The sequence below is a fragment of the Ottowia sp. genome (assembly GCF_047975795.1).
Classification (GTDB): Bacteria; Pseudomonadota; Gammaproteobacteria; order Burkholderiales; family Burkholderiaceae_C; genus Ottowia.
Window position 1 is genome coordinate 20,169 of the sequence record NZ_JBKEEE010000084.1, and the last position, 24,516, is coordinate 44,684.

General features: G+C 63.5%; 21 protein-coding genes. 15 read left to right on the forward strand and 6 right to left on the reverse strand.

Features of this window, described 5'->3' with window-relative positions; translation table 11 throughout:
• The first annotated feature begins 83 nt into the window (after window positions 1–83).
• From ACK5NW_RS12815 to soxZ, 12 genes are all read left to right on the forward strand, one after another.
• On the forward strand, window positions 84–6,188 hold the full coding sequence (locus ACK5NW_RS12815) for an Hpt domain-containing protein (protein ID WP_416928700.1): 6,105 nt from the start codon (window positions 84–86) through the stop codon (window positions 6,186–6,188).
• Window positions 6,189–6,235: 47 nt separating this feature from the next.
• Window positions 6,236–6,835 carry a YqgE/AlgH family protein gene (locus ACK5NW_RS12820; RefSeq protein WP_416928657.1) on the forward strand — a complete coding sequence of 200 codons (600 nt, stop codon included), beginning with the start codon at window positions 6,236–6,238 and terminating at the stop codon, window positions 6,833–6,835.
• Entirely contained in the window at window positions 6,832–7,251 is a 420-nt protein-coding gene (ruvX, locus tag ACK5NW_RS12825) for a Holliday junction resolvase RuvX (RefSeq protein WP_416928659.1), read from the forward strand. The genes ACK5NW_RS12820 and ruvX overlap by 4 nt, the downstream gene beginning before the upstream one ends.
• A complete protein-coding gene (gene pyrR, locus ACK5NW_RS12830) occupies window positions 7,248–7,748 on the forward strand; it encodes a bifunctional pyr operon transcriptional regulator/uracil phosphoribosyltransferase PyrR (RefSeq protein ID WP_416928661.1) in 501 nt (166 codons plus the stop codon). Before ruvX ends, pyrR begins: the two co-directional genes overlap by 4 nt.
• A 5-nt stretch (window positions 7,749–7,753) precedes the next feature.
• Window positions 7,754–8,716, forward strand: coding sequence for an aspartate carbamoyltransferase catalytic subunit (locus tag ACK5NW_RS12835; RefSeq protein ID WP_416928663.1), 963 nt, complete (start codon window positions 7,754–7,756; stop codon window positions 8,714–8,716).
• A 73-nt stretch (window positions 8,717–8,789) separates the two neighbouring features.
• Complete coding sequence (locus ACK5NW_RS12840; protein ID WP_416928665.1) at window positions 8,790–10,115, forward strand: dihydroorotase; 1,326 nt, start codon at window positions 8,790–8,792, stop codon at window positions 10,113–10,115.
• Between the two features lie 51 nt (window positions 10,116–10,166).
• Entirely contained in the window at window positions 10,167–10,901 is a 735-nt protein-coding gene (locus ACK5NW_RS12845) for a lysophospholipid acyltransferase family protein (RefSeq protein ID WP_416928667.1), read from the forward strand.
• A gap of 159 nt (window positions 10,902–11,060) precedes the next feature.
• On the forward strand, window positions 11,061–11,405 hold the full coding sequence (locus ACK5NW_RS12850; protein WP_416928669.1) for an ArsR/SmtB family transcription factor: 345 nt from the start codon (window positions 11,061–11,063) through the stop codon (window positions 11,403–11,405).
• A gap of 107 nt (window positions 11,406–11,512) precedes the next feature.
• A complete protein-coding gene (locus ACK5NW_RS12855; protein WP_416928671.1) occupies window positions 11,513–11,794 on the forward strand; it encodes a c-type cytochrome in 282 nt (93 codons plus the stop codon).
• Window positions 11,791–13,092, forward strand: coding sequence for an FCSD flavin-binding domain-containing protein (locus ACK5NW_RS12860; RefSeq protein WP_416928673.1), 1,302 nt, complete (start codon window positions 11,791–11,793; stop codon window positions 13,090–13,092). Before ACK5NW_RS12855 ends, ACK5NW_RS12860 begins: the two co-directional genes overlap by 4 nt.
• Before the next feature lie 39 nt (window positions 13,093–13,131).
• Window positions 13,132–13,614: a thiosulfate oxidation carrier protein SoxY gene (gene soxY / locus ACK5NW_RS12865; protein ID WP_416928675.1), complete on the forward strand. Its 483-nt coding sequence runs from the start codon at window positions 13,132–13,134 to the stop codon at window positions 13,612–13,614.
• 46 nt (window positions 13,615–13,660) lie between these two features.
• Window positions 13,661–13,984, forward strand: coding sequence for a thiosulfate oxidation carrier complex protein SoxZ (gene soxZ, locus ACK5NW_RS12870; protein WP_416928677.1), 324 nt, complete (start codon window positions 13,661–13,663; stop codon window positions 13,982–13,984).
• Window positions 13,985–13,993: 9 nt separating this feature from the next.
• On the opposite strand, the gene ACK5NW_RS12875 is transcribed toward soxZ, so the two are convergent.
• From ACK5NW_RS12875 to ACK5NW_RS12890, 4 genes are all read right to left on the reverse strand, one after another.
• Complete coding sequence (locus tag ACK5NW_RS12875; RefSeq protein WP_416928679.1) at window positions 13,994–14,818, reverse strand: metallophosphoesterase; 825 nt, start codon at window positions 14,816–14,818, stop codon at window positions 13,994–13,996.
• A 216-nt stretch (window positions 14,819–15,034) separates the two neighbouring features.
• The gene (locus ACK5NW_RS12880) at window positions 15,035–16,453 is read right to left on the reverse strand and encodes an ankyrin repeat domain-containing protein (protein WP_416928681.1); all 1,419 of its coding nucleotides are present in this window, start codon (window positions 16,451–16,453) and stop codon (window positions 15,035–15,037) included.
• Window positions 16,450–17,064, reverse strand: a complete 615-nt coding sequence (locus ACK5NW_RS12885; RefSeq protein ID WP_416928683.1) for a sigma-70 family RNA polymerase sigma factor — start codon at window positions 17,062–17,064, stop codon at window positions 16,450–16,452. The genes ACK5NW_RS12880 and ACK5NW_RS12885 overlap by 4 nt, the downstream gene beginning before the upstream one ends.
• Before the next feature lie 220 nt (window positions 17,065–17,284).
• The gene (locus tag ACK5NW_RS12890) at window positions 17,285–18,172 is read right to left on the reverse strand and encodes a hypothetical protein (protein WP_416928685.1); all 888 of its coding nucleotides are present in this window, start codon (window positions 18,170–18,172) and stop codon (window positions 17,285–17,287) included.
• A 147-nt stretch (window positions 18,173–18,319) separates the two neighbouring features.
• Between ACK5NW_RS12890 and ACK5NW_RS12895 the strand changes: the two genes are divergently transcribed.
• Entirely contained in the window at window positions 18,320–18,703 is a 384-nt protein-coding gene (locus ACK5NW_RS12895) for a hypothetical protein (RefSeq protein ID WP_416928687.1), read from the forward strand.
• Window positions 18,704–18,744: 41 nt separating this feature from the next.
• Here ACK5NW_RS12895 and ACK5NW_RS12900 read toward each other — a convergent pair whose 3' ends face one another.
• The gene (locus ACK5NW_RS12900) at window positions 18,745–19,635 is read right to left on the reverse strand and encodes a DUF6892 domain-containing protein (RefSeq protein WP_416928689.1); all 891 of its coding nucleotides are present in this window, start codon (window positions 19,633–19,635) and stop codon (window positions 18,745–18,747) included.
• Window positions 19,636–19,782: 147 nt separating this feature from the next.
• The gene (locus ACK5NW_RS12905; RefSeq protein ID WP_416928691.1) at window positions 19,783–21,615 is read right to left on the reverse strand and encodes a DEAD/DEAH box helicase; all 1,833 of its coding nucleotides are present in this window, start codon (window positions 21,613–21,615) and stop codon (window positions 19,783–19,785) included.
• Window positions 21,616–22,040: 425 nt separating this feature from the next.
• Here ACK5NW_RS12905 and ettA point away from each other — a divergent pair, with 425 nt between their 5' ends.
• Window positions 22,041–23,702 carry an energy-dependent translational throttle protein EttA gene (gene ettA / locus ACK5NW_RS12910; RefSeq protein WP_416928694.1) on the forward strand — a complete coding sequence of 554 codons (1,662 nt, stop codon included), beginning with the start codon at window positions 22,041–22,043 and terminating at the stop codon, window positions 23,700–23,702.
• 100 nt (window positions 23,703–23,802) lie between these two features.
• On the forward strand, window positions 23,803–24,399 hold the full coding sequence (locus ACK5NW_RS12915) for a PEP-CTERM sorting domain-containing protein (protein ID WP_416928696.1): 597 nt from the start codon (window positions 23,803–23,805) through the stop codon (window positions 24,397–24,399).
• The last annotated feature ends 117 nt before the right edge of the window (window positions 24,400–24,516 follow it).

Below are 24,516 nucleotides of genomic sequence, written 5' to 3' on the forward strand. Positions count from 1 at the left end.
TATTCGATGAGCGGAGGCCGGTGTCTGCGGGAGGGATGCCGGATCAATAGACACCAATTGCAAGAAGGGCTGTACCCATGGTCATGCGTTCCGAAGTCGATGATCGAGTGAGCACTGCGGGCGAAGTGGCCGATCTTGGCCCCTTGGCGTGGGTGCTGGACGAAACGCGTGAGTCGATTGCGTCTGCCACCAAGGCCCTCAAGCGCTATCTTCGTGAGGCCGAGGCGGCGCGCGGCATCGACATGGCCTCGGTCGATGCCAGTCAGCTTCGGCTCGCGCGGCAGCAAATCCACCAGGCCGTTGGCGCGCTCGAAATGGTGGGGCAATCCGTGGCCGCGCACATGGTGCGAGCGATGGAAGAAGCCGTGCACCGTTTCGTGCAGCATCCCGATGGCTTTGACGGGTCTGCAGCACTGACGGTCGAGCGCACCGGTTTTGCCTTGATGGAGTATCTGCAAGGGCAACTGGGCGCACACCCGCGTTCTGCCCTAGGGCTTTTTCCCCAGTTTCGTGAAATTCAGCAAATGGCGGGCGCGGACCGTATTCACCCGGCCGATTTGTGGACGCATCAATGGGGCTGGCTGGAGCCGCAGTGGCCCAGCAGTTCGGTGCAAGCGCTGAAATATGGGCCAGAAGTACGCGCTCAGATCGATCACCGCATTCTGAGGATCATGAAGCGTGGTAGCGTCAATGCGGCGGCAGAACTGGTGCCTCTGTGCCTTGGTTTGGCGGCAGAAGAGCCAGAAAAAAGCCGACCACGCATTTTCTGGATCTTGGTCGCCGGATTGTTCGAGGCTTTAGGCCAGTCGCTGGTGCCGATGGATGTGTATACCAAGCGGGCGACATCGCGCATTTTGCTGCAATACACCGCGATGGCCCACGGCGACAAGGCGGTGTCTGAGCGCTTGTCGCTCGATGTGCTGTTCTTTTGCGCCCAGGCGGTTCCACCCCAAGGTGATGCCGCACCCGTGCTGCAAGCCGTGCGCAGCGCATGGGGCTTGCAAAGCCATCAGCCTGTCGATTACGAGCAGAGCATGTTCGGCATGTTCGATCCGGCACTGCTGGCACAAGGGCGCAAGCGCGTTGAAGCCATCAAGGAAAATTGGTCCGCCTTGGCCGGCGGCGATGTGGGGCGTTTGAAAGCGTGTACCAACCAGCTTGGTTTGGTGGCCGAGTCATTGGACAAGCTGCACCCCAAAGGCCAGCCACTTTCAGCGGCCTTGCGCCGTGTGGCTGAACAACTGCTGCAAACAGGACAAGCGCCCAGTGCAGAGCTGGCCATGGAGACGGCCACTGCGGTGCTGTTTCTCGAGGCGTCTTTCGCTGATTTTCATCCGGCAGACCAGCAGTTTGGCGCGCGTATCGAGCAACTCGCAGCGCGTTTGGACAATGTGCGCTCGGGGGCATCGGCACCTGCGCTTGAATCGTGGATGGAAGAGCTGTACCGCCAGATCAGCGATCAGCAAACCATGGGGACAGTCGTGGCCGAGTTGCGCACCACGCTGGGCGAGGTGGAGCAACGTCTGGACCAATTTTTCCGTCACCCGGAAGATGGCTCCGTATTGGCGAGCGTGCCAGAGCGGATGTCGCAGATGCGGGGGGTACTGTCGGTGCTGGCGTTGGACCAGGCCGCGCTGGCGATGTCGCGCCTGAGCGAAACTGTCGCCGAATGGCTGGCGGACGATCTGGACGTTGAGTCACTGCGCCAGTCCAATGCCTTCAACAGGCTGGGCAATAGCCTGGGGGCGCTCGGTTTTCAGATCGATATGATGGGCTATCAGCCGATGCTGGCCCGCAAGCTGTTTGTGTATGACGAAGCGCAGGGTGAGCTGAAATACGTCATGGGGCGGGTGTCCGCAGCGCCATCGACCTCAAAAGTCGAAAAAACGGTTACTGGCGAACAAGCTGTTTTGACCGATCTTGAGTTGGATTTGAGTGGCCCGAGAGACCCGTCTGCTCAGGCCGATGTGGCTGGTCGACTCAGCCAGATCGCCAAACAGGCCGCTTTAGACGACAAACCAGCTTTGGCGCAGGCGGCCAATCGTGCGGCCACCGCCGCAGGGCAACCCGATGCGGATGGCCTCAGCGATGCCTTGGCCGATTTGCAGACGGTGGTGAACAAAGGCAAAAATGAGCCTGTGCCAGAGCCTGCCATCTCTGGAGCGCCTGAAGAAGCGCTCGATGGCGAAGACGAGTTGCTGGACATTTTCCTCGACGAAGCGCGCGAAGTGGTGCAAGTGGGGCGTCAAGCGCTGATGGCGCTTGGCAGCGCGCCTGGTGATATGGAGCAGCAAACGACGTTGCGTCGCGCCTTCCACACGCTCAAAGGCAGTTCGCGCATGGTGGGCCTGGACGAGTTTGGCGAAGCCGCATGGGCCATGGAGCAATTGCTGAATGCCTGGCTGGCCGAGCAAAAACCAATCAATGATGACGTGCGCACGCTGTCGAGCGAGGCCATCGATGGTTTTGCGCGTTGGGTAGAAGACATTGCCACGCCGCGCGCGAGCCGCTGGAAGGCCGAGCCGTTTTGCGCGGCGGCCGATGCTTTGCGTTTGCAGGGGCAGCGTCGACCTTTGGATTTGCCACAGCAAGCCGGTGCTGCAGACGCTGCGAGCGATGTCACGCTGGACGCAACGCCTGCTGCACCTGAGCCAGCATTGCCGCCAGCCCCTGTCGAGAGCCTGGAGGTCGAAATTTTCGAAGACCTCGATGCTTCTGATGCACCGACCTTGTTGGGTGCCGAGGTGAGCAGCGAAGCAGAGGATACCGACGCATCGCTGGCTGACATGGCGATTGACTTTGAATTGCCTGATCTGGAGTTGGAAGCTTTTGCAGAAGTTGAGGGGGCTGGCGATGTGCCGGCACCAGCCAATCTGCTGGCTGATGAAGCACTTTCGCTTCCGGTGAATGTATTGGCAGATGCGGGCCGGGTTGAGCCACCTGAATCGGCCGAACAGGCGTCACTGCCCGAAGTCAAGATGCTGGATCTGGACCTCAGCGAACTTGGGTTTGATGTTGGCGATGAAGGTGTTGCTACCGCTATCGACGCCGTTGAGCTGACGGCACCGACGGTGCCAGGCAGTGACGATGCATTTGATCTGCCCGAAGGTAACGCAATAGTGGTCGAGTCGGGTGCAGAGGCTGCGGACGTCCTGGACGAATCCTTGCCGACGAGCGAATTGGCTGAGACGCTAGACGGTGCGACCAATGAGCAAGACAACGATGATTCGTACAAGGAAATTGGCGATCTGCGGATCAGCATGCCGCTGTACAACGTGTACCTCAACGAGGCGGATGAATGGTCGCGCCAGTTAATGACGGATTTGTCAGAGTGGGCGCTGGAGTTGAACCGGCCTGTGCCACACAGGGCCATTGCACGCGCGCACTCGCTGGCGGGCAGTTCGGCCACAGTGGGTTTTACGGCGCTGTCGGATCTGGCGCGGGCCATCGAGCATGCTTTGGAGCGCCTGACCGCGCAGTCTCATGGCTCGATCGAGCAGGCGCAGGTGCTGGGCGATGCGGCGGCGGACGTGCGCCGGGTCCTGCACCAGTTTGCCGCAGGTATTTTGAAGCTGCCTAATGAAGACATCCTGCATGCCGTTCAGGCGCTGGAGCCGGTGGAAGGTCAAGCGCACAGCAGCGCGGCCAAGGCCCTGGATGCGGCACATGCGGTTCATGTGCCGCCGCATGCCAGTGTCCAGACAGCCAGTGCCGCGCCGCGGCTGGTATTGGGCGATGGGATCGACGTGGTCGATGCGGTTGACCCAGACCTGTTTCCGATATTTGAAGAAGAGGCCGAAGAGTTGCTGCCCAGCATCAGCGCGTCGCTGCGGCAGTGGGCCAAGCAGCCCGACGATATGGCCGCGCGCGCCGAAGTGCTCAGGGGGCTGCACACGCTCAAGGGCAGTGCCCGATTGGCCGGTGCCCTGCGCCTGGGTGAGATGGCGCACCGCGCAGAGTCGGCCATTGAAGTCATTGGTGTTGAAAAAATCGCCACCGAAGATGTGGAGCCATTGCTCGATCACCTGGACGAGTTGGAGGAAGACTTCCGCAAGCTCCAGGCTGGGGGCGAAGGCGTGGCCACGGTTGGCGTCGAACAGTCGGCCTCAGATGCCGCTTCCAGCGCCCACGCGCAAGCGAAAGAGAGGCCTATAGAAGCGGCACCCGTGGAAATGGTGCCAGTTGCCGAGACGGCGCATGCGCCATCAGTGGACAAGGCGGTGGCGCAACCCGCACAGCCTGTGGTGCGTGGCAATGTGGCCGAACCGGCCGCCTTGTCGCTGGTGTCGGCCCGCGCGTCGGCGGGGCATGCAGTGCGTGTGCGCTCTCAACTGCTGGATCGCATGATGGATCAAGCGGGTGAGGTGATGACCTCGCGAGCACGACTGGAAACTCAGGTGGGACAGTTGCGCGGCTCGCTCAACGAATTGACGGGCAACCTGGAGCGTTTGCGCACGCAGCTGCGGGATGTTGAATTGCAGGCCGAAACGCAGATGCAGTCGCGCATGGCGCTGACCAAGGATGCGCAGCAGAACTTTGACCCGCTTGAATTTGACCGCTTCACGCGCATGCAGGAGTTGACCCGGATGATGGCCGAGTCGGTCAACGACGTGGCGACGGTGCAGCGCAACTTGCAGCGCGCCGTTCAGGCCAGTGAAGACGGTCTGGCGGCTCAAGCGCGCCAGTCGCGCGAATTGCAGCGCGATCTGCTGCGCACGCGCATGGTCGAATTTGATGGCATTTCCGAGCGCCTGTACCGGGTGGTTCGGCAAGCCTCCAAAGAAACCGGCAAGCAGGTTCGTCTGGACGTGGTGGGCGGTACCATCGAGATGGATCGGGGCATTCTGGAGCGCATGACGCCTGCGTTTGAGCATTTGCTGCGCAACTGCGTCGTGCACGGCATCGAAGCACCTGCTGCTCGCGCATCCGCAGGCAAAGACCAAAACGGCTTGATCACCGTCAGTGTGCAGCAGGCGGGCAACGTCGTATCGGTGGCCTTCCGTGACGATGGTGCAGGGCTGGATCTGGCGCGCATTCGAGAGCGCGCGATTGAAAAAGAGGTGATTGCTGCCGATCAGAAACTGAGCGACGGTGAACTCAGCAACCTGATTTTCGCCCCTGGCTTTACCACCACCACCGAGGTGACCGAACTGGCAGGGCGCGGCGTGGGCATGGATGTAGTGCGCACCGAAGTGCTGGCGCTGGGCGGCCGCATCGAGACCGAAACTTCTGCGGGACAGGGCACCTTGTTCCGGCTGGTGCTGCCACTGACCACCGCCGTGACCCACGTGGTGATGGTGCGTGCAGGCCAGTTGTCGATTGGTGTGCCGTCCAACCAGGTCGAAGTGGTGCGGCGCCTGACGCCAGAGCAGTTGAGCGCCGCGTACGCCAGCGGCACGTACCGCTATGGCGACGAAGACATTGCGTTTTATTGGTCAGGGGCTTTGCTGCAAAGCTCGGCGCGCAGTGTGGAGCCGCCCACGCGTTCTACACCCGTGGTGGTGTTCCGTTCGGCCGACCAGCGTGTGGCCATGCACGTGGACGAGGTGCTTGGCAATCAGGAAGTGGTGGTCAAGCCATTGGGGCCGCAGTTGTCGCGCTTGCCGGGCCTGGTGGCCATGACCGCACTGGCTTCGGGCGCGGTGGCCTTGATCTACAACCCGGTGGCGCTGGCGGCGGTGTTTGGCGAACGTGCGCGTGCGCTCAGTGCTGAGGCCGCGCATGCCGAGGGGCTGGGCCAAACGGTGGCCGATGATGGTCGCGGTGGCGTGTCTGCAATCAGGCCGCATTCTCATATTCCGCTGGTGCTGGTGGTGGATGATTCCATCACCGTGCGGCGCGTGACCCAGCGCCTGTTGCAGCGTGAAGGCTACCGTGTGGCGCTGGCCGCCGATGGCTTGCAGGGGCTGGAACAGTTGAAGGCCGAACGTCCGGCGGTGGTGCTGTCGGACATTGAGATGCCCCGCATGGACGGTTTTGACTTTGTACGCAACATCCGCGCTGACGAGCAGTTGCGCGATCTGCCGGTCATCATGATCACTTCGCGCATTGCCGAGAAGCACCGCGAGCATGCCCGGGAACTGGGCGTCGAGCATTATTTGGGCAAGCCTTATGCTGAAGACGCGCTGCTGGGTCTGGTCAGAAGCTTTGCCCAGGCGGCTACGGCCGCAGCCGCTGACGCCGAATGATGACTGCGGGCGATAAGTTAAGACTTATCGCCCGGTAAAATCCGGGCATGGCCGATGACGCCCCGCCCATCAATCTGACCAACCACTTCCTCATCGCCATGCCGGGGATGGAGGATGGCACGTTTTCCCGCAGCGTGGTCTACGTGTGCGACCACAGTGAGCGCGGTGCGTTGGGCCTGATCATCAACAAGCCTGGCGACATCAATCTGGCTGATTTGTTCGACAAGGTTGATCTGCCGCTGCAACGGGCCGATCTGGGTGTGTTGCCGGTGTTTCACGGCGGACCCCTGCAAATGGAACGCGGTTTCGTGCTGCACGACCCCATCGTGGTTGAGGGGCTACAGCCGGATGAGTCGGTGTACGCATCCACCCTCAGCGTGCCGGGCGGGCTGGAGATGACCACCTCCAAAGACGTGCTGGAAGCCATGTCCTCCGGTGCCGGGCCGCGTCGGGTGCTGGTCACACTGGGCTACTCCTCCTGGGCCGAAGGGCAGCTCGAATCGGAAATTGCCCGCAACAGTTGGCTGACGGTAGATGCCGATATCAATCTGATTTTTGAAGCCCCCATTGACCAGCGCTACGACCTGGCTTTGAGTTTGTTGGGCTTGCAAACCTGGATGCTGTCGCCAGAGGCGGGGCATGCATGACTGGGCCACTGCCCAGCGCCCACGTTCCTGCCCATCTGGGCCGTTTTCTGGCTTTTGATTTTGGACTCAAGCGCACCGGGGTGGCCGCTGGCAACCGCCTTACTGGCACGGCCACGCCGCAAGCCACGCTGCGGGCCGAAGGCGATGCACGCTGGCCGCTGATTGCAGCGCGCATGGCCGAATGGCAGCCTGATGCCTTGGTCGTTGGCGTGCCGTGGCACCCCGATGGCGCGGCCCACGACAATACCCGCCGCGCCCAGCGGTTTGCACGCCAGTTGCGCGGCCGCTTTGGCTTGCCCGTGTATGAGGTGGACGAGCGCTACAGCACCACCGAAGCGCATGCCGCTGGTGCGCGCGATGCCGATGCCGCCGCAGCTACCATCATCTTGGAACAGTTTTTGAGGAGCCTTTCATGAGTTCACTCGCGCTTGACGCCGAGGCGCTGTATGCCGATTTGCTGCACGGCGTGCGCCCTTTGGTCGGCCCCGACACGCGCCTGGTGGGCATCGTCTCGGGCGGGCAGTGGCTGGCCGAGCGTTTGCAGACCGATCTGGGTTTGTCTGGCGCAGCAGGGGCCATTTCATCGGCCATGCACCGAGATGATTTTGCCAAGCGCGGTCTGTCGGCAAGCAGCCAGACCACGTTGCCGTTTGACATCGACGGTGCTGACGTGCTGCTGCTGGACGACGTGTTGTACACCGGCCGTACGGTGCGTGCGGTGGTGAACGAATTGTTCGACTACGGCCGTCCGGCGCGCGTGCGGCTGGCCGTGCTGGTCGACCGGGGTGGTCGCCAGTTGCCGGTGGCGGCCGAATACGCCGCTGCGCGCGTGGCCCTGCCTGCGGCGCAGTCGCTGCGGCTGGCGCGGGGCGACGACGGCGCGTTCAGCTTCAGCCTCAACCACAAGGGGTAAATACAGTGCTGGCCCGACACAACCCGCAACTCAACCAGCACGGCGAGCTGATCCATTTGCTGTCCACCGAAGGGTTGCCGCGCGAGATCCTCACCCACATCCTGGACACGGCGGCGCAGTTCGTCAGCGTCAGCGACCGCGAGGTCAAAAAAGTGCCGCTGTTGCGCGGCAAAAGCGTGTTCAACCTGTTTTTCGAGAACAGCACCCGCACCCGCACCACCTTCGACATTGCCGCCACCCGCCTGTCGGCGGATGTGTACACGCTGGACATCGCGCGCTCGTCTACCGCCAAGGGCGAATCGCTGCTGGACACCGTGGCCAACCTCAGCGCCATGGCGGCCGACATTTTTGTGGTGCGCCACAGCGAAAGCGGTGCGCCTTATCTGCTGGCCCAGCATGTGGCGCCGCACGTGCACGTGGTCAATGCGGGCGACGGGCGGCATGCGCACCCCACGCAGGGGCTGCTGGACATGTACACCATCCGCCACTACAAAAAAGACTTCAGCAATCTGGTGGTGGCCATTGTCGGCGACGTGCTGCACTCGCGCGTGGCGCGCTCGGACATCCACGCCCTGACCACCCTGGGCGCGGCTGAAGTGCGGGTGGTCGGCCCGCGCACGCTGGTGCCGGGCGATCTGGGGCCGATGGGCGTGCGCGTGTGCCACACGCTGGAAGAAGGCATTAAAGACGCCGACGTGATCATCATGCTGCGCCTGCAAAATGAGCGCATGAGCGGCGCGCTGCTGCCGTCCAGCCAGGAGTTCTTCGAAAGCTTTGGCCTCACGCAAGACAAGCTGCGCTGGGCCAAACCCGATGCCATCGTCATGCATCCAGGCCCTATCAACCGCGGAGTGGAGATCGACTCGCCCGTGGTCGATGGCGGCCAGAGCGTGATTCTGCCGCAGGTGACCTTTGGCATTGCCGTGCGCATGGCGGTGATGAGCATCGTGGCGGGCAATGAAGCATGACCATTTTTGCTTTCAAAAACATAGCTGCTTGCACTTGTGTAATAAGCGGTTGCAGCTTATTTGAGGCTCAATCATGAAAATTCTGATCGAACAAGGCCGTGTCATCGATCCCGCCACCGGACGCGACGAAGTGGCAGATGTCGCGATTGTGGCGGGCCGCGTGCTGCGCATCGGCACGCTGGCACCTGACTTTGAACCCGACCGCATCATCGACGCACGGGGCTGCTGGGTGCTGCCCGGTCTGGTGGATTTGACGGCGCGCTTGCGCGAGCCTGGTCACGAGCACGCCCGCATGCTGGAAAGCGAAATGGCCGCCGCCGTGGCGGGCGGCGTGACCAGCCTGGTTTGCACGCCCGACACCGACCCCGTGCTGGATGAGCCGGGCCTGGTGGAGATGCTGAAAACCCGTGCCGAGCGCATGCACCAGGCGCGCGTGTTTCCGCAAGGCGCGCTGACCCGCGGGCTGAAAGGCGAGGTGCTGACCGAAATGGGCCAGCTCACCCAGGCCGGCTGCGTGGCGTTTGGGCAGGCCGATGTGCCGCTGGCCAACACCCAGGTGCTGCAACGCGCGCTGCTGTACGCCAGCACCTTTGGCTACGCCGTGTGGCTGCGTCCGGTCGATTCGTGGCTGGGCGGCGGGGTGGCTGCCAGCGGGCCACTGGCCATGCGCATGGGCCTGGCCGGGGTGCCTGCCATGGCCGAAACCATTGCGCTGTACACCTTGTTTGAGCTGCTGCGCTCGGCAGGCGGTGGAGCAGGCGGCGGTGGTGGTGCCGCGCCGCGCGTGCACCTTTGCCGCTTGTCCACCGCAGCGGGGGTCGATTTGCTGCGGCAGGCCAAGGCCGAGGGGTTGAACGTGACGGCCGATGTCAGCATCAACTCGCTGCACCTGACCGAGATGGACATCGGCTACTACGACAGCCGTGCGCGCCTGAACCCGCCATTGCGCCAGGCGCGCGACCGCGGTGCGTTGGCCGCTGCACTGGCTGACGGCACCATCGACGCACTGGTGTCAGACCACACTCCGGTGGCCGCCGACGCCAAGCAGCTGCCTTTTGCCGAGGCCGAACCCGGTGCCACCGGGTTGGAGCTGCTGCTGCCGCTGGCACTGAAGTGGGGCCATGCCGCCGGTGGCCCCGGTGTGGTGCGGGCCTTGCAGGCCATCACCGATGGTGCAGCGCGCGTACTGGGGCCAGCGCTGGGCACGCTGCAAGCCAGTTGTGGCCGTTTGACCGAAGGTGCGGTGGCCGATGTGTGCGTGGTTGATCCTGCGGCGCGCTGGCAGGTGACGCCCGAGGCGCTGCGCAGCCAGGGCAAACACACGCCGTTTGCGGGCCTTCAGATGACGGGCCGCGTCAGCCACACGCTGGTGGGCGGGCATCTGGCGCATGGGGCCTGATCGGCTGCCGACACGCGCCAGTAATCTGCGACGGTCATATTGACTGCCATCATGAAAGGGCTGACAGCGCTGTGGCTGCTGCTGCGCGGCACTGCCCACGTGCTGGGCGGCTGGTGGACGGTGCGCACCGCTTTTCCCCGGTTGACCCCTGCGGAGCGCCAAACGCGCGTGCAGCAGTGGGCGCGCACGTTGCTGCGTCTGTGGCGCGTCGACTTGCAGGTGCACGGACAGCCGCCCCGCCAAGGCCCGGTGCTGCTGGTGGCCAACCACATCTCGTGGCTTGACATTCTGGTGCTGCACGCGGCCGGGTTTTGCCGCTTTGTTTCCAAGGCCGAAGTGCACCACTGGCCATTGATCGGCCCCTTGGCCACGGCGGCGGGCACGCTGTACATCGAACGCGCCTCACCGCGCGACGCCTTGCGCGTGGTGCACCACATGCGCGACGCCTTGCAGCGTGGCGAGGTGCTGGCCGTGTTTCCCGAAGGCACCACCAGCGATGGTCGCAGCTTGCTGCCGTTTCACGCCAACCTGATCCAGGCCGCCATCTCGGCCCAGGCCCCGGTGCAGCCGGTGGCGCTGCAATTCATTGATCAGGCCAGTGGCCAGCCCAGCACCGCGCCCATGTACGTGGACGATCAGACGCTGCTGGGATCGGTATGGCGCACCCTGACCACCCCTGGCATCTGCGCTGTGCTGCGCTACGGCGCGCCGCAGCACGCCGAAGGGCGTGAGCGCCGCGCCTGGGCGGCTGAACTGCGCCAGCAGGTGATGGCTTTGCGCGATTGATATTTGCTATGTTGTTGATAGCTGCCTGCGCTTGATAGGCAGGCGCTAAAGTCGCTTTTTTTAAAAGGCCAGCATTTCAGGAGCCTGAGCGGACAGCCTTTGCGCCGTGCGACTCGCTGTGTCGCCCGTTATAGTGCGGAGCTATTGATACGGATTCTCATGGCGAACCCCACTGTGCATTCACCTTCTGCCGATCATCTGCCTGCCGACGAAGTGTTCGAGATGGCGGCGGAGCTGTTTCGCGTCATGTCTGCGCCCATGCGTCTGAAGATCATCAGCGCCCTGTGCCACGGCGAAAAGAACGTGGGCGATCTGCTGGCCCACATTCCCACCACCCAGCCCAACATGAGCCAGCACTTGCACACGCTGTACCGCGCGGGCATTCTGGGGCGGCGGCGCGTGGGGGTGCAAATCTATTACCGCATCGTCAACGAGCATGTGGTGGCCATTTGCCGCGCCATGTGCAGCCATGTCACGGACGAAACGGCGGCGGTGACGCTGTGACACGGCGCAAGCGTGGAGCGATGGTTAGGGGGCGGTGGACAGCTGGTGCATGGTTGCTTGCCGGACTGTGGGTGGGCAGTGCTGCGTTGGCCCAGTCAGCTGTGCAGATGAATACGCCACCGACTACGTCGCCCGATCCACAACAGGTACGCAGTTGGGCTGCTGCCTGTGCCAACTGTCACGGCACCAATGGCATCGCCCTGCGTGGTATAGAGCCGCTGGCCGGTGCGCGCCGCGATGACCTGGTGCGCAAGCTGGCCGAATTCAAAACCGACATCCGGCCTGCCACCGTGATGCACCAGATCGCCAAAGGCTATACCGACGAACAACTGGCCGCCATCGCGGGCTGGTTTGCGGCGCAGCAATCATGGGCGGAGCAAAAACCATGACACGGCGACCCATCAATCGTCGTCAGTTCGTGGTGGGTACTTCTGCCGCTGCCGTGCTGGGCATGCAGGCGGGTTGCGCATCGGTAGGTGGGTCGTCTGTGGTGGGAAAGGCTGGTGGCAAAGTGGTGGTGGTGGGCGGCGGCTACGGCGGGGCCACAGCAGCCAAGTACATCCGCTTGTGGTCTGAGGGGCAGGTGGAGGTGACGCTGGTCGAGCCTGCCGATGCCTTTGTGTCCTGCCCCCTGTCCAACCTGGTGTTGAACGGCATGTCGCTGCAAGCCGTCACGCTGTCTTATGACCGCCTGCGCCAGCAGCACGGTGTGCGCATCGTCAAAGACCGCGCGAATGCCATTGACGTGGACAAGCAGCAGGTGCGATTGGCCAGCGGCGGCACGCTGGCGTATGACCGCCTGGTGCTCTCGCCCGGCATCGACTTCATGCGGGATGCGCTGCCTGGCCTGAAGCTGCCCGATGCGCAAGGCAAGGTGCTGCACGCCTGGAAAGCGGGGCCACAAACCGTGGCTTTGCAGCGCCAGTTGCAGGCCATGCCCGATGGCGGGGTGTATGCGTTGACCATTCCGCTGACGCCCTATCGCTGCCCGCCCGGGCCTTATGAGCGCGCCAGTCTGGTGGCGCATTACTTCAGCCGACTCAAGCCCAAATCGAAAGTACTGGTGCTGGATGCCAATGAAGACATTACCTCCAAAGGTGCGTTGTTCAAAAAAGTCTGGGCCGAGCGCTACAAGGGCATCATCGACTATCGTCCGGCGCACCGCCTGATCGATGTGGATGCGGCCACCGGCACGCTCAAGTTTGACTTTAACGACGACATTCAGGCCCAGGTGCTGAACGTGATCCCGCCGCAGCGCGCAGGGGCCATTGCCCACGATGCCGGATTGACCACCGCCGATAAACGCTGGTGCGAGGTGGACTGGCTGACGCACGAATCCAAAGCCGCCCGCCACATCCACGTGCTGGGCGATGCGCTGCAAGCGGCATCGGCCATGCCCAAATCCGGCCACATGGCCAATCAGCACGGCAAAGTGGCCGCAGCGGCCATCGTGGCGTTGCTGTCGGGGCGTGACGTCAATCCACTGCCGATCTACAACAACACTTGCTACAGTTTTGTGAATGAGGCTCAGGCCATGCACGTGGCCAGCGTGCACCGTTACGACGCTGAACGCCAAACCATGCAGCCCGTGCCTGGCGCAGGTGGCCTGTCCACGGCGGCCAGCGATCTGGAAGGTGGATACGCCTGGGCCTGGGCGCGCAACATCTGGGCCGACACGCTGGGCTGATCCCAAGCTGCGCCACCTTCCACAAGGAACCCAACAGACATGCTTACCCGTCGAAACACACTCCAGCAAGGTGCTGCCGTCGCCAGCGCATTCGCTGCGGGCGCTCTATGGCCGTTGCAGGCGCAGGCTGCTGGACAGACCGCTGCCCTTGCTGCTGAAAAAGCCGCATTCGCGGCCAAAACCGTGGCCGACGCGGTCAAGGCACTGGGGGCCACCAGGGCCATGACCGCCAGCGAACAGGTGACGTTGACCGCACCTGACATCTCCGACAACGGCTCCGTGGTGCCCGTCGAGGTGGCCAGCACAGCCGCCAACCTGAAGAAAATTGCCCTGGTGGTCGAGAAAAACCCCGCGCCACTGGTGGCCGTGTTCCACGTTACCCCCGAGGTAGAGGCCAGCTTTGCCACGCGCTCCAAAATGAGCCAGTCGTCCGACGTGTACGCCATCGCCTTGACGAGCGACGGTGCGGCGCTTTACGCCAAAAAAGAAGTCAAGGTCACGCTGGGCGGGTGCGGCAGTTGATGTTCAGCCCCTGAATCCGACCCCCTGCGCCCAAGGAGAAAACCCCATGCCCGATCCCATGCGCATCCGCGCCCAGCTTGCCGATGGCAAAACCACCGTGCGTGTGTTGATGGCCCACGAGATGGAATCGGGCCAGCGCAAAGACCCGGCAGGCCAGTTGATCCCTGCCTGGCACATCGCCAGCGTGCGTGCGTCGCTCAACGGCAAACCCGTGTTCGCCTGCGAATGGGGGCCTGCCGTGTCGCGCAACCCTTTGCTCAAGTTCGTTATCAAAGGTGGGCAGGTGGGCGACAAGCTGTCCATCACCTGGCAGGACAACAAGGGCGAAAGCCGCACCGACGAGGCGGTGGTGACAGCCGCCCAAGCCTGAATTGCCAGCTTAAATCGGCACCGGTGCGCCAAACGATTTGACGTAGCTGTAGTGGCAAGCCATGCCGTCTTCGGGCGTCCAGCGGTACACGCCCACCATGGCTGGCTCCATGCGGCAGGCCAGCAGGCCGTCGGCGGCCAAATCCAGCGCCAGTTGGTGTGACACCGAAGGCAGCACCGTCACGGGTGCGCCGCCCAACTGGCCGGTGATGGCGCGGTGCATGTGGCCCGCTGCAATCAATTGCACTTGCCCGTGGGCGGCCACCAGTTGGCCCAGCTCAGCGCGGCCTTGCAGCAGACCGTGACTGTCCATGACGGCCATGCCGCTGACCAATGGCGGATGGTGCATGAAGATCACCACTGGTTGCCCGGCGGCCTGGGCCAGATGGCGCTCAAGCCATTGCAGGCGGGCGGCGTCCAGCGTGCCGTGGGGTGCAGCGGGCACCACGGTGTCCAGACCGATGAAGTGCAGGTCGCCGTGTGTTGCATGCAGGCACATCGTGCCTTCTGGCGCATCGTCCGCAACGGGCATGTACGGGGCCAGCGTGTGCAGCATGGGCGCGCGCAGGTCATGGTTGCCAAGCACCATCAGCACCTGCGGGCCGCCTTGCGCGGGCGCGGGCAGCTGGGTGCGCAGCAAATCAGCGATGGTTTGGTAGTCGGCCTCGTGGCCTGAATCCGTCAGGTCGCCACTGACCAGCAGTACTTCGGGCGCTGGACGCAGATGGGCCACGTGGACCAAGGCGCGGCGCAGTGCCAGAACGGGTTTGATGTCGCACTCAATTTGGCCGGGGCCGAGGCCAATGTGCGGGTCGGTCAGATGCGCAATCAACATAAGATGAAATTTTTGGCATGTATTTTGGATGTGCCAATGCGCATGTACTACAAGAGTGTGAAAAATTTCCCGGCAATTTCAGGTGGCGACGTGCCCGGATGCGGCCAAACAACAATGATCGAGCGGGTTTTTTGAGAGCTTGCGCTCACTTGTTTTATTAATACTTATGCAGGCATTGGGCTGTGTTGGCATGTTGGGGCAGCGATGGTGTCGAACTCAAGGCGGCGGGATGTCCGCTGCGGCTTCCAGATGGCGCGCCAGCGCTTCGTGGCCTGCGCGGCGTGCGTGGTCGATGGCGGTGAAACCGTAGGCGTCAGTGCGCCCAAGGTGGGCACCGGCGTCTTGTAGTAGGCGGGTAATGGCGACGTTGCCGCGTTGCGCCGCCAGCATCAGCGCCGTGCGGCCCGTGCTGTCCACGGCATTGACCGGCGCGCCTGAGGCCAGCGCCTGGCGCACGGCATCAGCTTGCCCGGCGGAGGCTGCGGCCAGCAGGCGCTGGGTGGGCGACAGCTCAGGTGAGGGTGATGAGGCCAATGAAGGCGTGGTGGATGCTGCGCTTGAAGAGGATGGTTGTGTCTCGTCTGAAACCGCCTGGGGCGCGGCCATGTGGGCGGGCGCTTGCGGCGCATCCATGACTGGGCTGCCAGACAAAGTATCGGGCGCTTGAGGCACCGGGGCCGGGATCGCCGCAGGGGCGGCGGGCGCGGCTGAAACCATCGCAGCGCTGGAAGAAGACGTGTCCGCTGCGGCGTGGGTGGCAGCCTCTGCACGTGACCGGGTGTGTGCTGACTGCACGCGGGCTGTTGCGCGGCGGTCAGCGCCGGGAACAGGTGATCCTTGGTGGGCATCTTGCGCAGCGTCTGCCTGCGATTCGGCTGGCGGTGTGTTGGCCATGCGGTGCGCAGGTGAAGGTGCCGCGCTTGAGGTGTGCGGCGCTGTGGTTGAGGCGCGTGGCGCTGTGGCACGGGCGTTGAGCCGTGGCTTTTCTTGCGGTGCAGGCGAAGGCGCAGGTGCCCGTATAGCCTCAACAGGCTGCGCTTCAGGCTCGCTGGGCGTGGCGGAGCGGACGGATTTTTCTGCACGGGTTTCGGTCTGAGTGCCGGAGACTGGAGCGATTTCTGAGGCAACAGGGGCAACGGTTTCGTTGGTCGCCGGGCCGCTGGATGGTGCGGCGGTTTCAGTGGTCGGGATGGCCGACGCGTTGGTGCGACCCAAGGTCAGGTCTTTGTCGGCGTGGCTGCCGCTGTGCTCGAACTGCAAGGCCAACAAACCGGCCAGGCCCAGCACGGTCACGCTGGCGACGGCGGGCACCCACCAGCGGCGGTCGTTGGCGGCTTCGAGCGGGGTGGCGGGGGCCAGTGGCTGGGCGGTGAAGTCGATTTCAGCACCTGGCTGGCTGCCCACAGGCTCTGGCAGTGGCGATGGAAAGTGTGGCGTGCCATCACCGTCTGCTTGCGCCTCGCGCTTCCATGACTGGATCTGCGCTTCGGCCAGCACGGCGGCGCGCAGGTGAATGTCGGGACCGATGGGGCCGCCGGAATCGCTCAATGGCTCCAGCGCGGCGGCCTCGTGGTAGCGCGCCAGCAGCGGGTCGTCCGCTGGTGGCGGCAGGTGGTTGGTGGGGTCATTGCTCATGCCATGTCCTCCAGGGTGCGGCGCAGCGCGGCGCGGGCGTAGCGCAGGCGGCTTTTGGCGGTTTCAGTGCCGACGCCGGTGGCTGCGGCGATGTCGGCCACGCTCAGGCCGCCTTCAGCTTGCAGCAAAAAGGTATCGCGCTGCTCGGGTGACAAGGCGTCCAGCGCGGCCAGAAGTTGCTGGGCTTGCTGGCGGTTTTCGATGCGGCGCACGGGGCCAAAGCCCGAGGGGGCGGCCAGGGTATCGGCCAGAGTCAGCTCGGTTTTTGCCAGTGGTTGATCCAGACTGGTGGCGGGCCGTGCGATGCGCAGGTGATCGACCATGCGGTGATGTGCCAGCGTGAACAGCCAGGTGGTAAAACGCGCCCGAGGGCGACCGGGTGCGGCGGCGTGCGGGGTGTATTGGTCGGCATGACGCGCTACTTTGAACCATACGTCCTGCGCCAGTTCATCGGCCGTGGCGCTGTCGCGCACACCGCGGTAAAGGTAGCGCCACACGCGCAGGTGGTGCCGGTCGTACAGTTGTTCGAACGCGCGCACGTCACCAGCGGCATAGGCGTGCATGAGTGCCTCGTCGGCCAAAAGTGGCGGTTGGGGCGGCGGCTGGGACATGTGCCCGATTATGGCGATGCCTTAGAGCGTGTTCAAAGCCTCTGCGCGGGTGTGTGGGCGCGGCCTGGGGCGGTCTGCTGCGTTGCAAATCCTCGCGATACCGCCAGGTATCGCTGCGGTTTACGCCTTGCAGCCCATCCCGATCCGCATCCCACGCCCCTCGCGCTGAGACTTTAAACATGCTCTTAGCCAGGCCGACGCAGATGGCGGTTGGTGGTTTTCAACGCCACGCGGGCGGATCGGGCGTGTAGCCGGGCGTGGGCGATTGGGGAAACGCTTGCGGGCGCTGCGCGCTGCGCACCGGAGCCTGAATGACGCCCATGGCCACCAGGTTTTCGCGGCTGTCGTAGCGGATGGTGATGACCTCCTGCGGCTGGCTGGTGCGGCGCTCAAAGTCGGTATGGCCTACGCGCGACACCTCGCGTGCGCCGTGGCCCGTGCCCAGGCTGGGCGCGGTTTTTTTTGCGTGGCTTTCGGCTTCGGCCATATCGGCATTGGATGCGTGTGAAGGCGCATGCGATGGGGCATGTGAGGGCGCGTGAGCGGGCGCTTGTCTGCGCATTCCCGGGCTGCCTGCGGCAGACGCTTCGCCCGCCGCAGGGCTTTCGCGGCGCGGGCTGTATTCGGGGGGGGTGGGCGGGGTGCGCAGCATCTCGCGAAACACCGCCACGCCGATCACCCCCACGTGGTCGGGCCTGCCGGTGCGTGCGGCGTAAGACTTGGGCAGCGCGGTAAAGTGAAACTGCGCCACCTCGGCATCGCTTTTGCGCCAACCCGTGATGCGCGCCCGCTGCCGGGGATCGAGCACGTAGCCGGTTTGCGCCCAATGGGCCGTGTCGCCGCTGACCACGTTGACGCCATCGACCGACATCACGCCCAGCACGCGCTCTGAATAGACCTTGTTGCGCACCTGAATGGCATAGCGTGCGCCGGGTCGGCCCGCCACCCACCAGTCACCGTTGTGGCGGTACACCGGCAGGCGCTGGCCGCGGTCGCGGTCGATCACCTGCACGTCGACCAGACGGCCCACTGCATGGGCAGGCGCTGCGGCCATCAGTGCGGCGGCAGTCAAGACCAGTGCGGCCGACAGAGGGGAAAACGGTTTCATGCAAAGCCTCCATTTAAAAAAAGTATGTGGAGCGCTTTGAAACGATGGTGGCAGCCCAACGGGGTTAAGCTGCCACTGTTAAATTGCAACGACTGGTAACCATCTGCGCTGCATCGCAGATCAGTCACCCCCTTGAAAGCTGCACGTATGAGCATCCTGACCTTGCCCACCCTCTACACCGACACCGATGGCCGTGCGCGCTTTCGTGACGACCCCGTGCCACTGACCGAAGGCACGCCCGCCGCCCGCCTGTCGAGCCTGATGGCTTCAGGCGGCTGCCAGTTTCGCCACAGCCCGGTGGGCTTTGCCAGTGACTTTCACTGCACCACCACACCGCAATGGCTGGTGGTGCTGCAAGGGCGCATGGAGATCGGCCTGCAAGACGGCAGCACGCGCGTGTTTGGGCCGGGGCAGTGTTTTTATTCCAACGACACGCTGCCGGTGGGTGCCACATTCGACGCCCAGTTGCACGGACACCGCAGTTGCTTATTGGGCGATGTGCCGCTGGTGACGCTGTTTGTGCGGGCTTGAGATGCGGTGCAGGGCAGTTCAGCGCTGCGGTGGCTGGGCCTTTACTTGATGGTGATGCCTCGCTGCTTCAAGGGCGATAAATCCACCTTGTCCATGTCCACCATGGAGATGATGCGAACCTGTTTGAGGTTGGGCAATGCCTCGATGCCCTCAAAGGACGTGATGTCGAACTCTTCGGTTTCCCCACCCCAGAAGCGATGGATGTAGCTGTAGATTTCGGTGCCGCCATCAAGCTCCAGACTGCGCACTTGGGCCAGAAGCTGGGGCGACAACGGGTAGCGCGCCAGATACGCTTGCGCTTGCGGAATCGACGCGTACCCCTCTTCTTCCAGATCGACCGGGCGGCCAAGCACGTGCTCGGCAAGATCTTGCGGCTCGCCAATGTCGATGTGCGCCTTTTCCATCAACTCGGACAACACCGCGAGCTTGAAGTTGGCGTCCTTGAAGGGCGTGCCCGCCTCGCCAGAAGGTGCGGGAAACGCCACGGGCTGTTTTTCCGGGTAAACCGCCGCCGGATCAAAAAGTTCGATCCAGCGCAGGTACCGTTGGTGGTCATGGGTGCTGCCCATTTCCATCCGGACGTGCAGGTTTGGCCCTTTGACATGGCTGAGCCATGCAAATGGTTTCATCTTGAGCGGTGCCAGATCGATGCCGGGAAACCGCTTTTCGATGATCTTGAGGGGAGCATTCATCGGCACCCCCAGCACCGAAAATTCGTTGCCAAAACGCCAGTTGAACCGGATGGAGCCAAGCTCGCCACGCTGGGTCATGCGCGCCACAACACCGTGCGTGCTGTCGAGTGAAAGCACGCGCCCTTCGCGGTGCGGCAAGGGCCGCATCCAGCGTTCGCCGTAGGCATTTGTGACCTGTTGAGTGGATGCGCCTGGGCGCAGGGCGGCAAGTTTGAAATGATCGGCGGGTGTCTCGGTCATGGTGCAAATCTCTTGTGTTTGCATGACATTGTGCTTGGCCCCATGAGGGCAAAGAGATTGTCACGCAGGCAATGCAAACACAAAAAACAGATTCAGCATGAAAAAAGGCTTCCAGCCAGGAAGCCTTTTGAAGATGTGGACTTGCGCTTACCGGCCATGCCCACCCGAGCGGTTGCCACCGCCGTAGTTGCGGTTACTTCCACCACCCCCGCCACCACCGCGTTTGCGGTTGCCGCCCCCGCCGCCTTTGCCCTTGCCCATCATGTCGATGCTGGTGCGCATGGGGTCGGGCTGGCCGACTGCGCCGTGGCTGGGGCCGCGTGGGGCGTTGCGGCGGCCGTGCAGGTTGGTTTGCAGCGGGTCGATGTGGCGCGGCAGGCGATCCATGTCGCGGTCATGGTCGTCGTCGTCAAAGCCGAAGTCGCGCGTGGGGCGCGGTGGTTGGGCCTGGCGCTGGCCTTGGCCGTTCTGGCCGTTGTTGCCATTGGCGTTACCGCCAGTGCTGGTGCGCCCACGGCGACGGCGGTTGCGGCTGGTGCGCTGGCCTTGCGGGCGATCACCTAGCGGCTGACTGCTGCCCTCGATGGAGGTGCCATCGGCGTTGAGCGCGGCTTCGGCATCGCTGGGGGCGTTGCCGTCACCTGCGCGTTGCGGACGGGCACCGCGCTGGGGTTGGCCGCCGCGCCCACCGCGGGTGCCCTGGCTGGCTTTGTTGTCGCGGATGCGCTGCATCATCTCTTGCCGTGCGTTGCGGGCGGCGGCCTGCATGACCTCGCGGCTGGGCGGCTTGCCGAGGCCGCCCCACAGGGTCTGGCGACCCATGGCGATAGGCTCGGCCTGCTCGCCCTCGGCGGGGCCAAAGCCGTCGAGGATCTGCACCGGAATCTGCTGCTTGGTAAAGCGCTCGATCTCGTGCATGAAGCCCTCTTCGTCCATGCACACCAGGCTGACGGCCTGGCCGCTGGCGCCGGCACGGCCAGTGCGGCCGATACGGTGCACGTAGTCTTCGGGCACGTTGGGGATGTCGTAGTTGACCACGTGCGGTAGCTCGTCGATGTCGATGCCGCGCGCGGCGATGTCGGTGGCCACCAGGGCACGCAGCTCGCCGCTCTTGAACTCGGCCAGCGCCTGGGTGCGGGCGCTCTGACTCTTGTTGCCGTGCAGGGCCATGGCCTTGATGCCCTGGTCGCACAGAAAGTCGGCCACGCGGTTGGCACCAAACTTGGTGCGGGTGAACACCAGCACCTGCGTCCAGTCGCCTTCGCCGATCAGGTGCGCCAGCACGTCGCGCTTGCGGCTGCGGCCCACAGGGTAGATCAGTTGGGCGATGCGCTCCACCGTGGTGTTGGGCGGCGTGACCTGGATGCTCTTGGGGTCGTTGAGCAGGCCCGCTGCCAGCTCACGGATTTCGTTGCTGAAGGTGGCTGAGAACAGCAGGCTTTGCTTGGCCTTGGGCAGCAGGTCCAGCACTTTCTTGACGTCGTGGATAAAGCCCATGTCCAGCATGCGGTCAGCTTCATCGAGCACCAGAATTTCGACGTGCGACAAGTCTATGTGGCCTTGCTGCTGAAGATCGAGCAGGCGGCCCGGCGTGGCCACCAGAATATCGACACCGCGGGCGATGCGGTTGATCTGCGGGTTCATGCCCACGCCGCCGAAAATGACGGTGGATTTGAGGTCGAGGTATTGGCCGTAGGTGCGCACCGAGTCTTCCACCTGCGCGGCCAGCTCGCGCGTGGGCGTGAGCACCAGGGCGCGGATGGCACCAGGTTGGGTGGCGGGGCGGCCCGACAGCAGTTGCAGCATGGGCAGGGTAAAGCCGGCGGTTTTGCCAGTACCGGTTTGCGCGCCGGCCAGCAGATCGTGGCCTTCGAGCACCACGGGAATGGCCTGCGCCTGCACGGGGGTGGGCTGGGTGTAGCCCTGTTCTTGCACGGCCCGCAAAATGGCGGGAGCCAGGTTCAGATCATCAAAGTTCATCTAAATGGAAACGCCGGTCTCTTTGTCGGCGTGGCGACTTGCGGCCTGCTTCGGCGGGTGCCGACCAGTTGATGAGGCCCAAGCGGGTTCTTTTGGGAGATGGGCGACTGAGCCTTGTGATGAGAACAGTGCCCCAGCGTAAGCGCTGGCGTTGCGGTGAACTGGTGTCCGCAAGCGGGGGCATTATCGCACGCTGCGACCGGGGTATGGCAAGGGGCGTGTCACAAGATGTGGTCAGCCTGGCGTGGTGCGGTGGTGGCATTCAGCGCTTTGGCGCTGCACCGATAATTGCGGCTGCGCCGCGTGGGGTGCCTGCCGCCGTTTTCAGAACGGGTGCCGTTGCAATCCGCCCCTGTTTTTAAATCGAATTAACCTTTGGTGCTTGTGCAATAAGCGCTGACAGCTATCAATTAAAGAGTAAATCCATGGCCCAGTACGTTTTCACCATGAACCGCGTCGGCAAGATCGTGCCGCCCAAGCGGCAGATCCTGAAGGACATTTCGCTCAGCTTCTTTCCGGGTGCCAAGATTGGCGTTTTGGGCCTGAACGGCTCGGGCAAGTCCACGCTGCTGAAAATCATGGCCGGCATCGACCAGGAGATTGAAGGCGAGGCCACGCCCATGCCGGGGCTGGACATTGGCTATCTGCCGCAGGAGCCGCAGCTCGACCCCACGCACACGGTGCGCCAGGAGGTGGAGCTGGCCATGGGCGAGGTGAACGCCGCGCGCGCCCGGCTGGAAGAAATCTACGCCGCCTACGCCGAGCCCGACGCCGACTTTGACGCGCTCTCCGAAGAGCAAGGCAAGCTCGAAGCCGTGATTGCCGCCGCCGGCACCGACAGCGAGCACCAGCTCGAAATCGCCGCCGACGCGCTGCGCCTGCCGCCGTGGGACGCGGTGATCGGTCAACTGTCGGGCGGTGAGAAGCGCCGCGTGGCGCTGTGCAAGCTGCTGCTGTCCAAGCCCGACATGCTGCTGCTGGACGAGCCGACCAACCACCTGGACGCCGAAAGCGTGGAATGGTTGGAAATCTTCTTGAAGCGATTCACCGGCACCGTGGTGGCCATCACCCACGACCGCTACTTTCTCGACAACGCCGCCGAGTGGATTCTGGAGCTGGACCGCGGCCACGGCATTCCCTACAAAGGCAACTACAGCACCTGGCTGGAGCAAAAGGAAGCGCGCCTCAAGCAAGAGCAGCGCACCGAAGACGCCCGCGCCAAGGCCATGAAGAAAGAGCTGGAGTGGGCACGCCAGAACCCCAAGGGTCGCCAGGCCAAGAGCAAGGCGCGGCTGGCGCGCATTGAAGAACTCTCCGACTACGACTACCAGCGCCGCAACGAAACGAACGAAATCTTCATCCCCGTGGCCGAGCGCCTGGGCCATGAGGTGTTCGAGTTCAAAGGTGTGAGCAAGAGCTTTGGCGAGCGCCTGCTGATCGACAACCTCAGCTTCAAGGTGCCGGCCGGTGCCATCGTCGGCATCATCGGCCCCAACGGCGCGGGCAAGTCCACGCTGTTCAAGCTGATTGCGGGCAAGGAGCAGCCCGACAGTGGTGAGGTCACGGTGGGCAAGACGATGCAAATGGCCTTTGTGGACCAAAGCCGCGACGACCTGGCCAACGACCAGACGGTGTGGGAAGACATCTCCGGCGGGCTGGACATCATCACCGTCGGCAAGTTCCAGATGCCCAGCCGCGCCTACTGCGGGCGCTTCAACTTCAACGGACAAGACCAGCAAAAGAAAGTCGGCATGCTCTCGGGCGGCGAGCGCGGCCGCCTGCACCTGGCCAAAACGCTGATGCAGGGAGGCAACGTGCTGCTGCTGGACGAGCCGAGCAACGACCTCGACGTGGAAACTCTGCGCGCGCTGGAAGACGCGCTGCTGGAGTTTGCCGGCAGCGTGATGGTCATCAGCCACGACCGCTGGTTTCTCGACCGCATCTGCACCCACATCCTCGCCGCCGAAGGCGACAGCCAGTGGGTCTTCTTCGACGGCAACTACCAGGAATACGAAGCCGACAAGATCAAGCGCCTGGGCGAAGAAGGCGCCCGGCCGCACCGGGTGCGCTACAAGGCGCTGAAGTGACCGCCTGAACGCTCAAAACAAAACTTTACATAGTTCCCAATTGATCTAGAATCCGCCCTGCTGCTCTGGTTGGTTACTTTTCGACACTTGGGAGATGGGTATGCATGAGAGGGTTCGACGCTGGATGGGTGCTGGCTGCGTGTGGGCTGGCGTGTTTTTGACTGCGGGTGCGCAAGCTGCATTGCTGGATGCACCTGTGCCCTCAAACGCCACTGTCGTCAAGGGCGGGCTGGAGTGGGCTTGGGCCAACCCATTACCAGCGAGTTCGGGCTTGGATCTTTCGTACCAGTCCACAAACGGATGGCGTTTGCCGACAGCTGCCGAACTGGCCAATGCGCCTTTGGCAACTGAGTTCATGTACGGCGGGGCCAATGTGCCACTCGGAGGGATCGACCCTGTCAGCAATGCCAGCTTTTCTGTATCCAATGCCGCGCTGACGGGAAATGCTGCTTGTGCGGCACCTTACTTTTCATCGAGCTATCCTCACTGTGATTGGCAGGATGGCTTGGGGCAACCGCAGGGCCCCTGGGCTGGCATGACTGGAGCTGCAGGCTTTGCGGAGCAGTTGGTGGTGCGGAGGGCGCTAGTGACCGGCGGGGCGGGTATCGCCGCCGTACCCACGTTGGGATTGCCTGCCTTGATTGCATTGGCACTTGGACTGGCTGGCATGGTGGGCTGGCGCACCAAGAAGAACTAAGGAAGGTCTGCAAAAGTCAGCCCCATGACGGCCTGATCTGAGACAGTGGAGCGATGCAACAGACAAGCCTTGCCACCACTGGATTCGAGCTTGCAGCCAAACGCACGCGCAAGCGTG

Excerpts from the sequence above, each read along its gene's own strand:
- ACK5NW_RS12815 (WP_416928700.1), top strand. The coding sequence starts at position 84 with ATGCGTTCCGAAGTCGATGATCGAGTGAGCACTGCGGGCGAAGTGGCC.
- ACK5NW_RS12820 (WP_416928657.1), top strand. The coding sequence starts at position 6,236 with ATGGCCGATGACGCCCCGCCCATCAATCTGACCAACCACTTCCTCATC.
- ruvX (WP_416928659.1), top strand. The coding sequence starts at position 6,832 with ATGACTGGGCCACTGCCCAGCGCCCACGTTCCTGCCCATCTGGGCCGT.
- pyrR (WP_416928661.1), top strand. The coding sequence starts at position 7,248 with ATGAGTTCACTCGCGCTTGACGCCGAGGCGCTGTATGCCGATTTGCTG.
- ACK5NW_RS12840 (WP_416928665.1), top strand. The coding sequence starts at position 8,790 with ATGAAAATTCTGATCGAACAAGGCCGTGTCATCGATCCCGCCACCGGA.
- ACK5NW_RS12845 (WP_416928667.1), top strand. The coding sequence starts at position 10,167 with ATGAAAGGGCTGACAGCGCTGTGGCTGCTGCTGCGCGGCACTGCCCAC.
- ACK5NW_RS12850 (WP_416928669.1), top strand. The coding sequence starts at position 11,061 with ATGGCGAACCCCACTGTGCATTCACCTTCTGCCGATCATCTGCCTGCC.
- ACK5NW_RS12855 (WP_416928671.1), top strand. The coding sequence starts at position 11,513 with ATGAATACGCCACCGACTACGTCGCCCGATCCACAACAGGTACGCAGT.
- ACK5NW_RS12860 (WP_416928673.1), top strand. The coding sequence starts at position 11,791 with ATGACACGGCGACCCATCAATCGTCGTCAGTTCGTGGTGGGTACTTCT.
- soxY (WP_416928675.1), top strand. The coding sequence starts at position 13,132 with ATGCTTACCCGTCGAAACACACTCCAGCAAGGTGCTGCCGTCGCCAGC.
- soxZ (WP_416928677.1), top strand. The coding sequence starts at position 13,661 with ATGCCCGATCCCATGCGCATCCGCGCCCAGCTTGCCGATGGCAAAACC.
- ACK5NW_RS12875 (WP_416928679.1), bottom strand. The coding sequence starts at position 14,818 with ATGTTGATTGCGCATCTGACCGACCCGCACATTGGCCTCGGCCCCGGC.
- ACK5NW_RS12880 (WP_416928681.1), bottom strand. The coding sequence starts at position 16,453 with ATGAGCAATGACCCCACCAACCACCTGCCGCCACCAGCGGACGACCCG.
- ACK5NW_RS12885 (WP_416928683.1), bottom strand. The coding sequence starts at position 17,064 with ATGTCCCAGCCGCCGCCCCAACCGCCACTTTTGGCCGACGAGGCACTC.
- ACK5NW_RS12890 (WP_416928685.1), bottom strand. The coding sequence starts at position 18,172 with ATGAAACCGTTTTCCCCTCTGTCGGCCGCACTGGTCTTGACTGCCGCC.
- ACK5NW_RS12895 (WP_416928687.1), top strand. The coding sequence starts at position 18,320 with ATGAGCATCCTGACCTTGCCCACCCTCTACACCGACACCGATGGCCGT.
- ACK5NW_RS12900 (WP_416928689.1), bottom strand. The coding sequence starts at position 19,635 with ATGACCGAGACACCCGCCGATCATTTCAAACTTGCCGCCCTGCGCCCA.
- ACK5NW_RS12905 (WP_416928691.1), bottom strand. The coding sequence starts at position 21,615 with ATGAACTTTGATGATCTGAACCTGGCTCCCGCCATTTTGCGGGCCGTG.
- ettA (WP_416928694.1), top strand. The coding sequence starts at position 22,041 with ATGGCCCAGTACGTTTTCACCATGAACCGCGTCGGCAAGATCGTGCCG.
- ACK5NW_RS12915 (WP_416928696.1), top strand. The coding sequence starts at position 23,803 with ATGCATGAGAGGGTTCGACGCTGGATGGGTGCTGGCTGCGTGTGGGCT.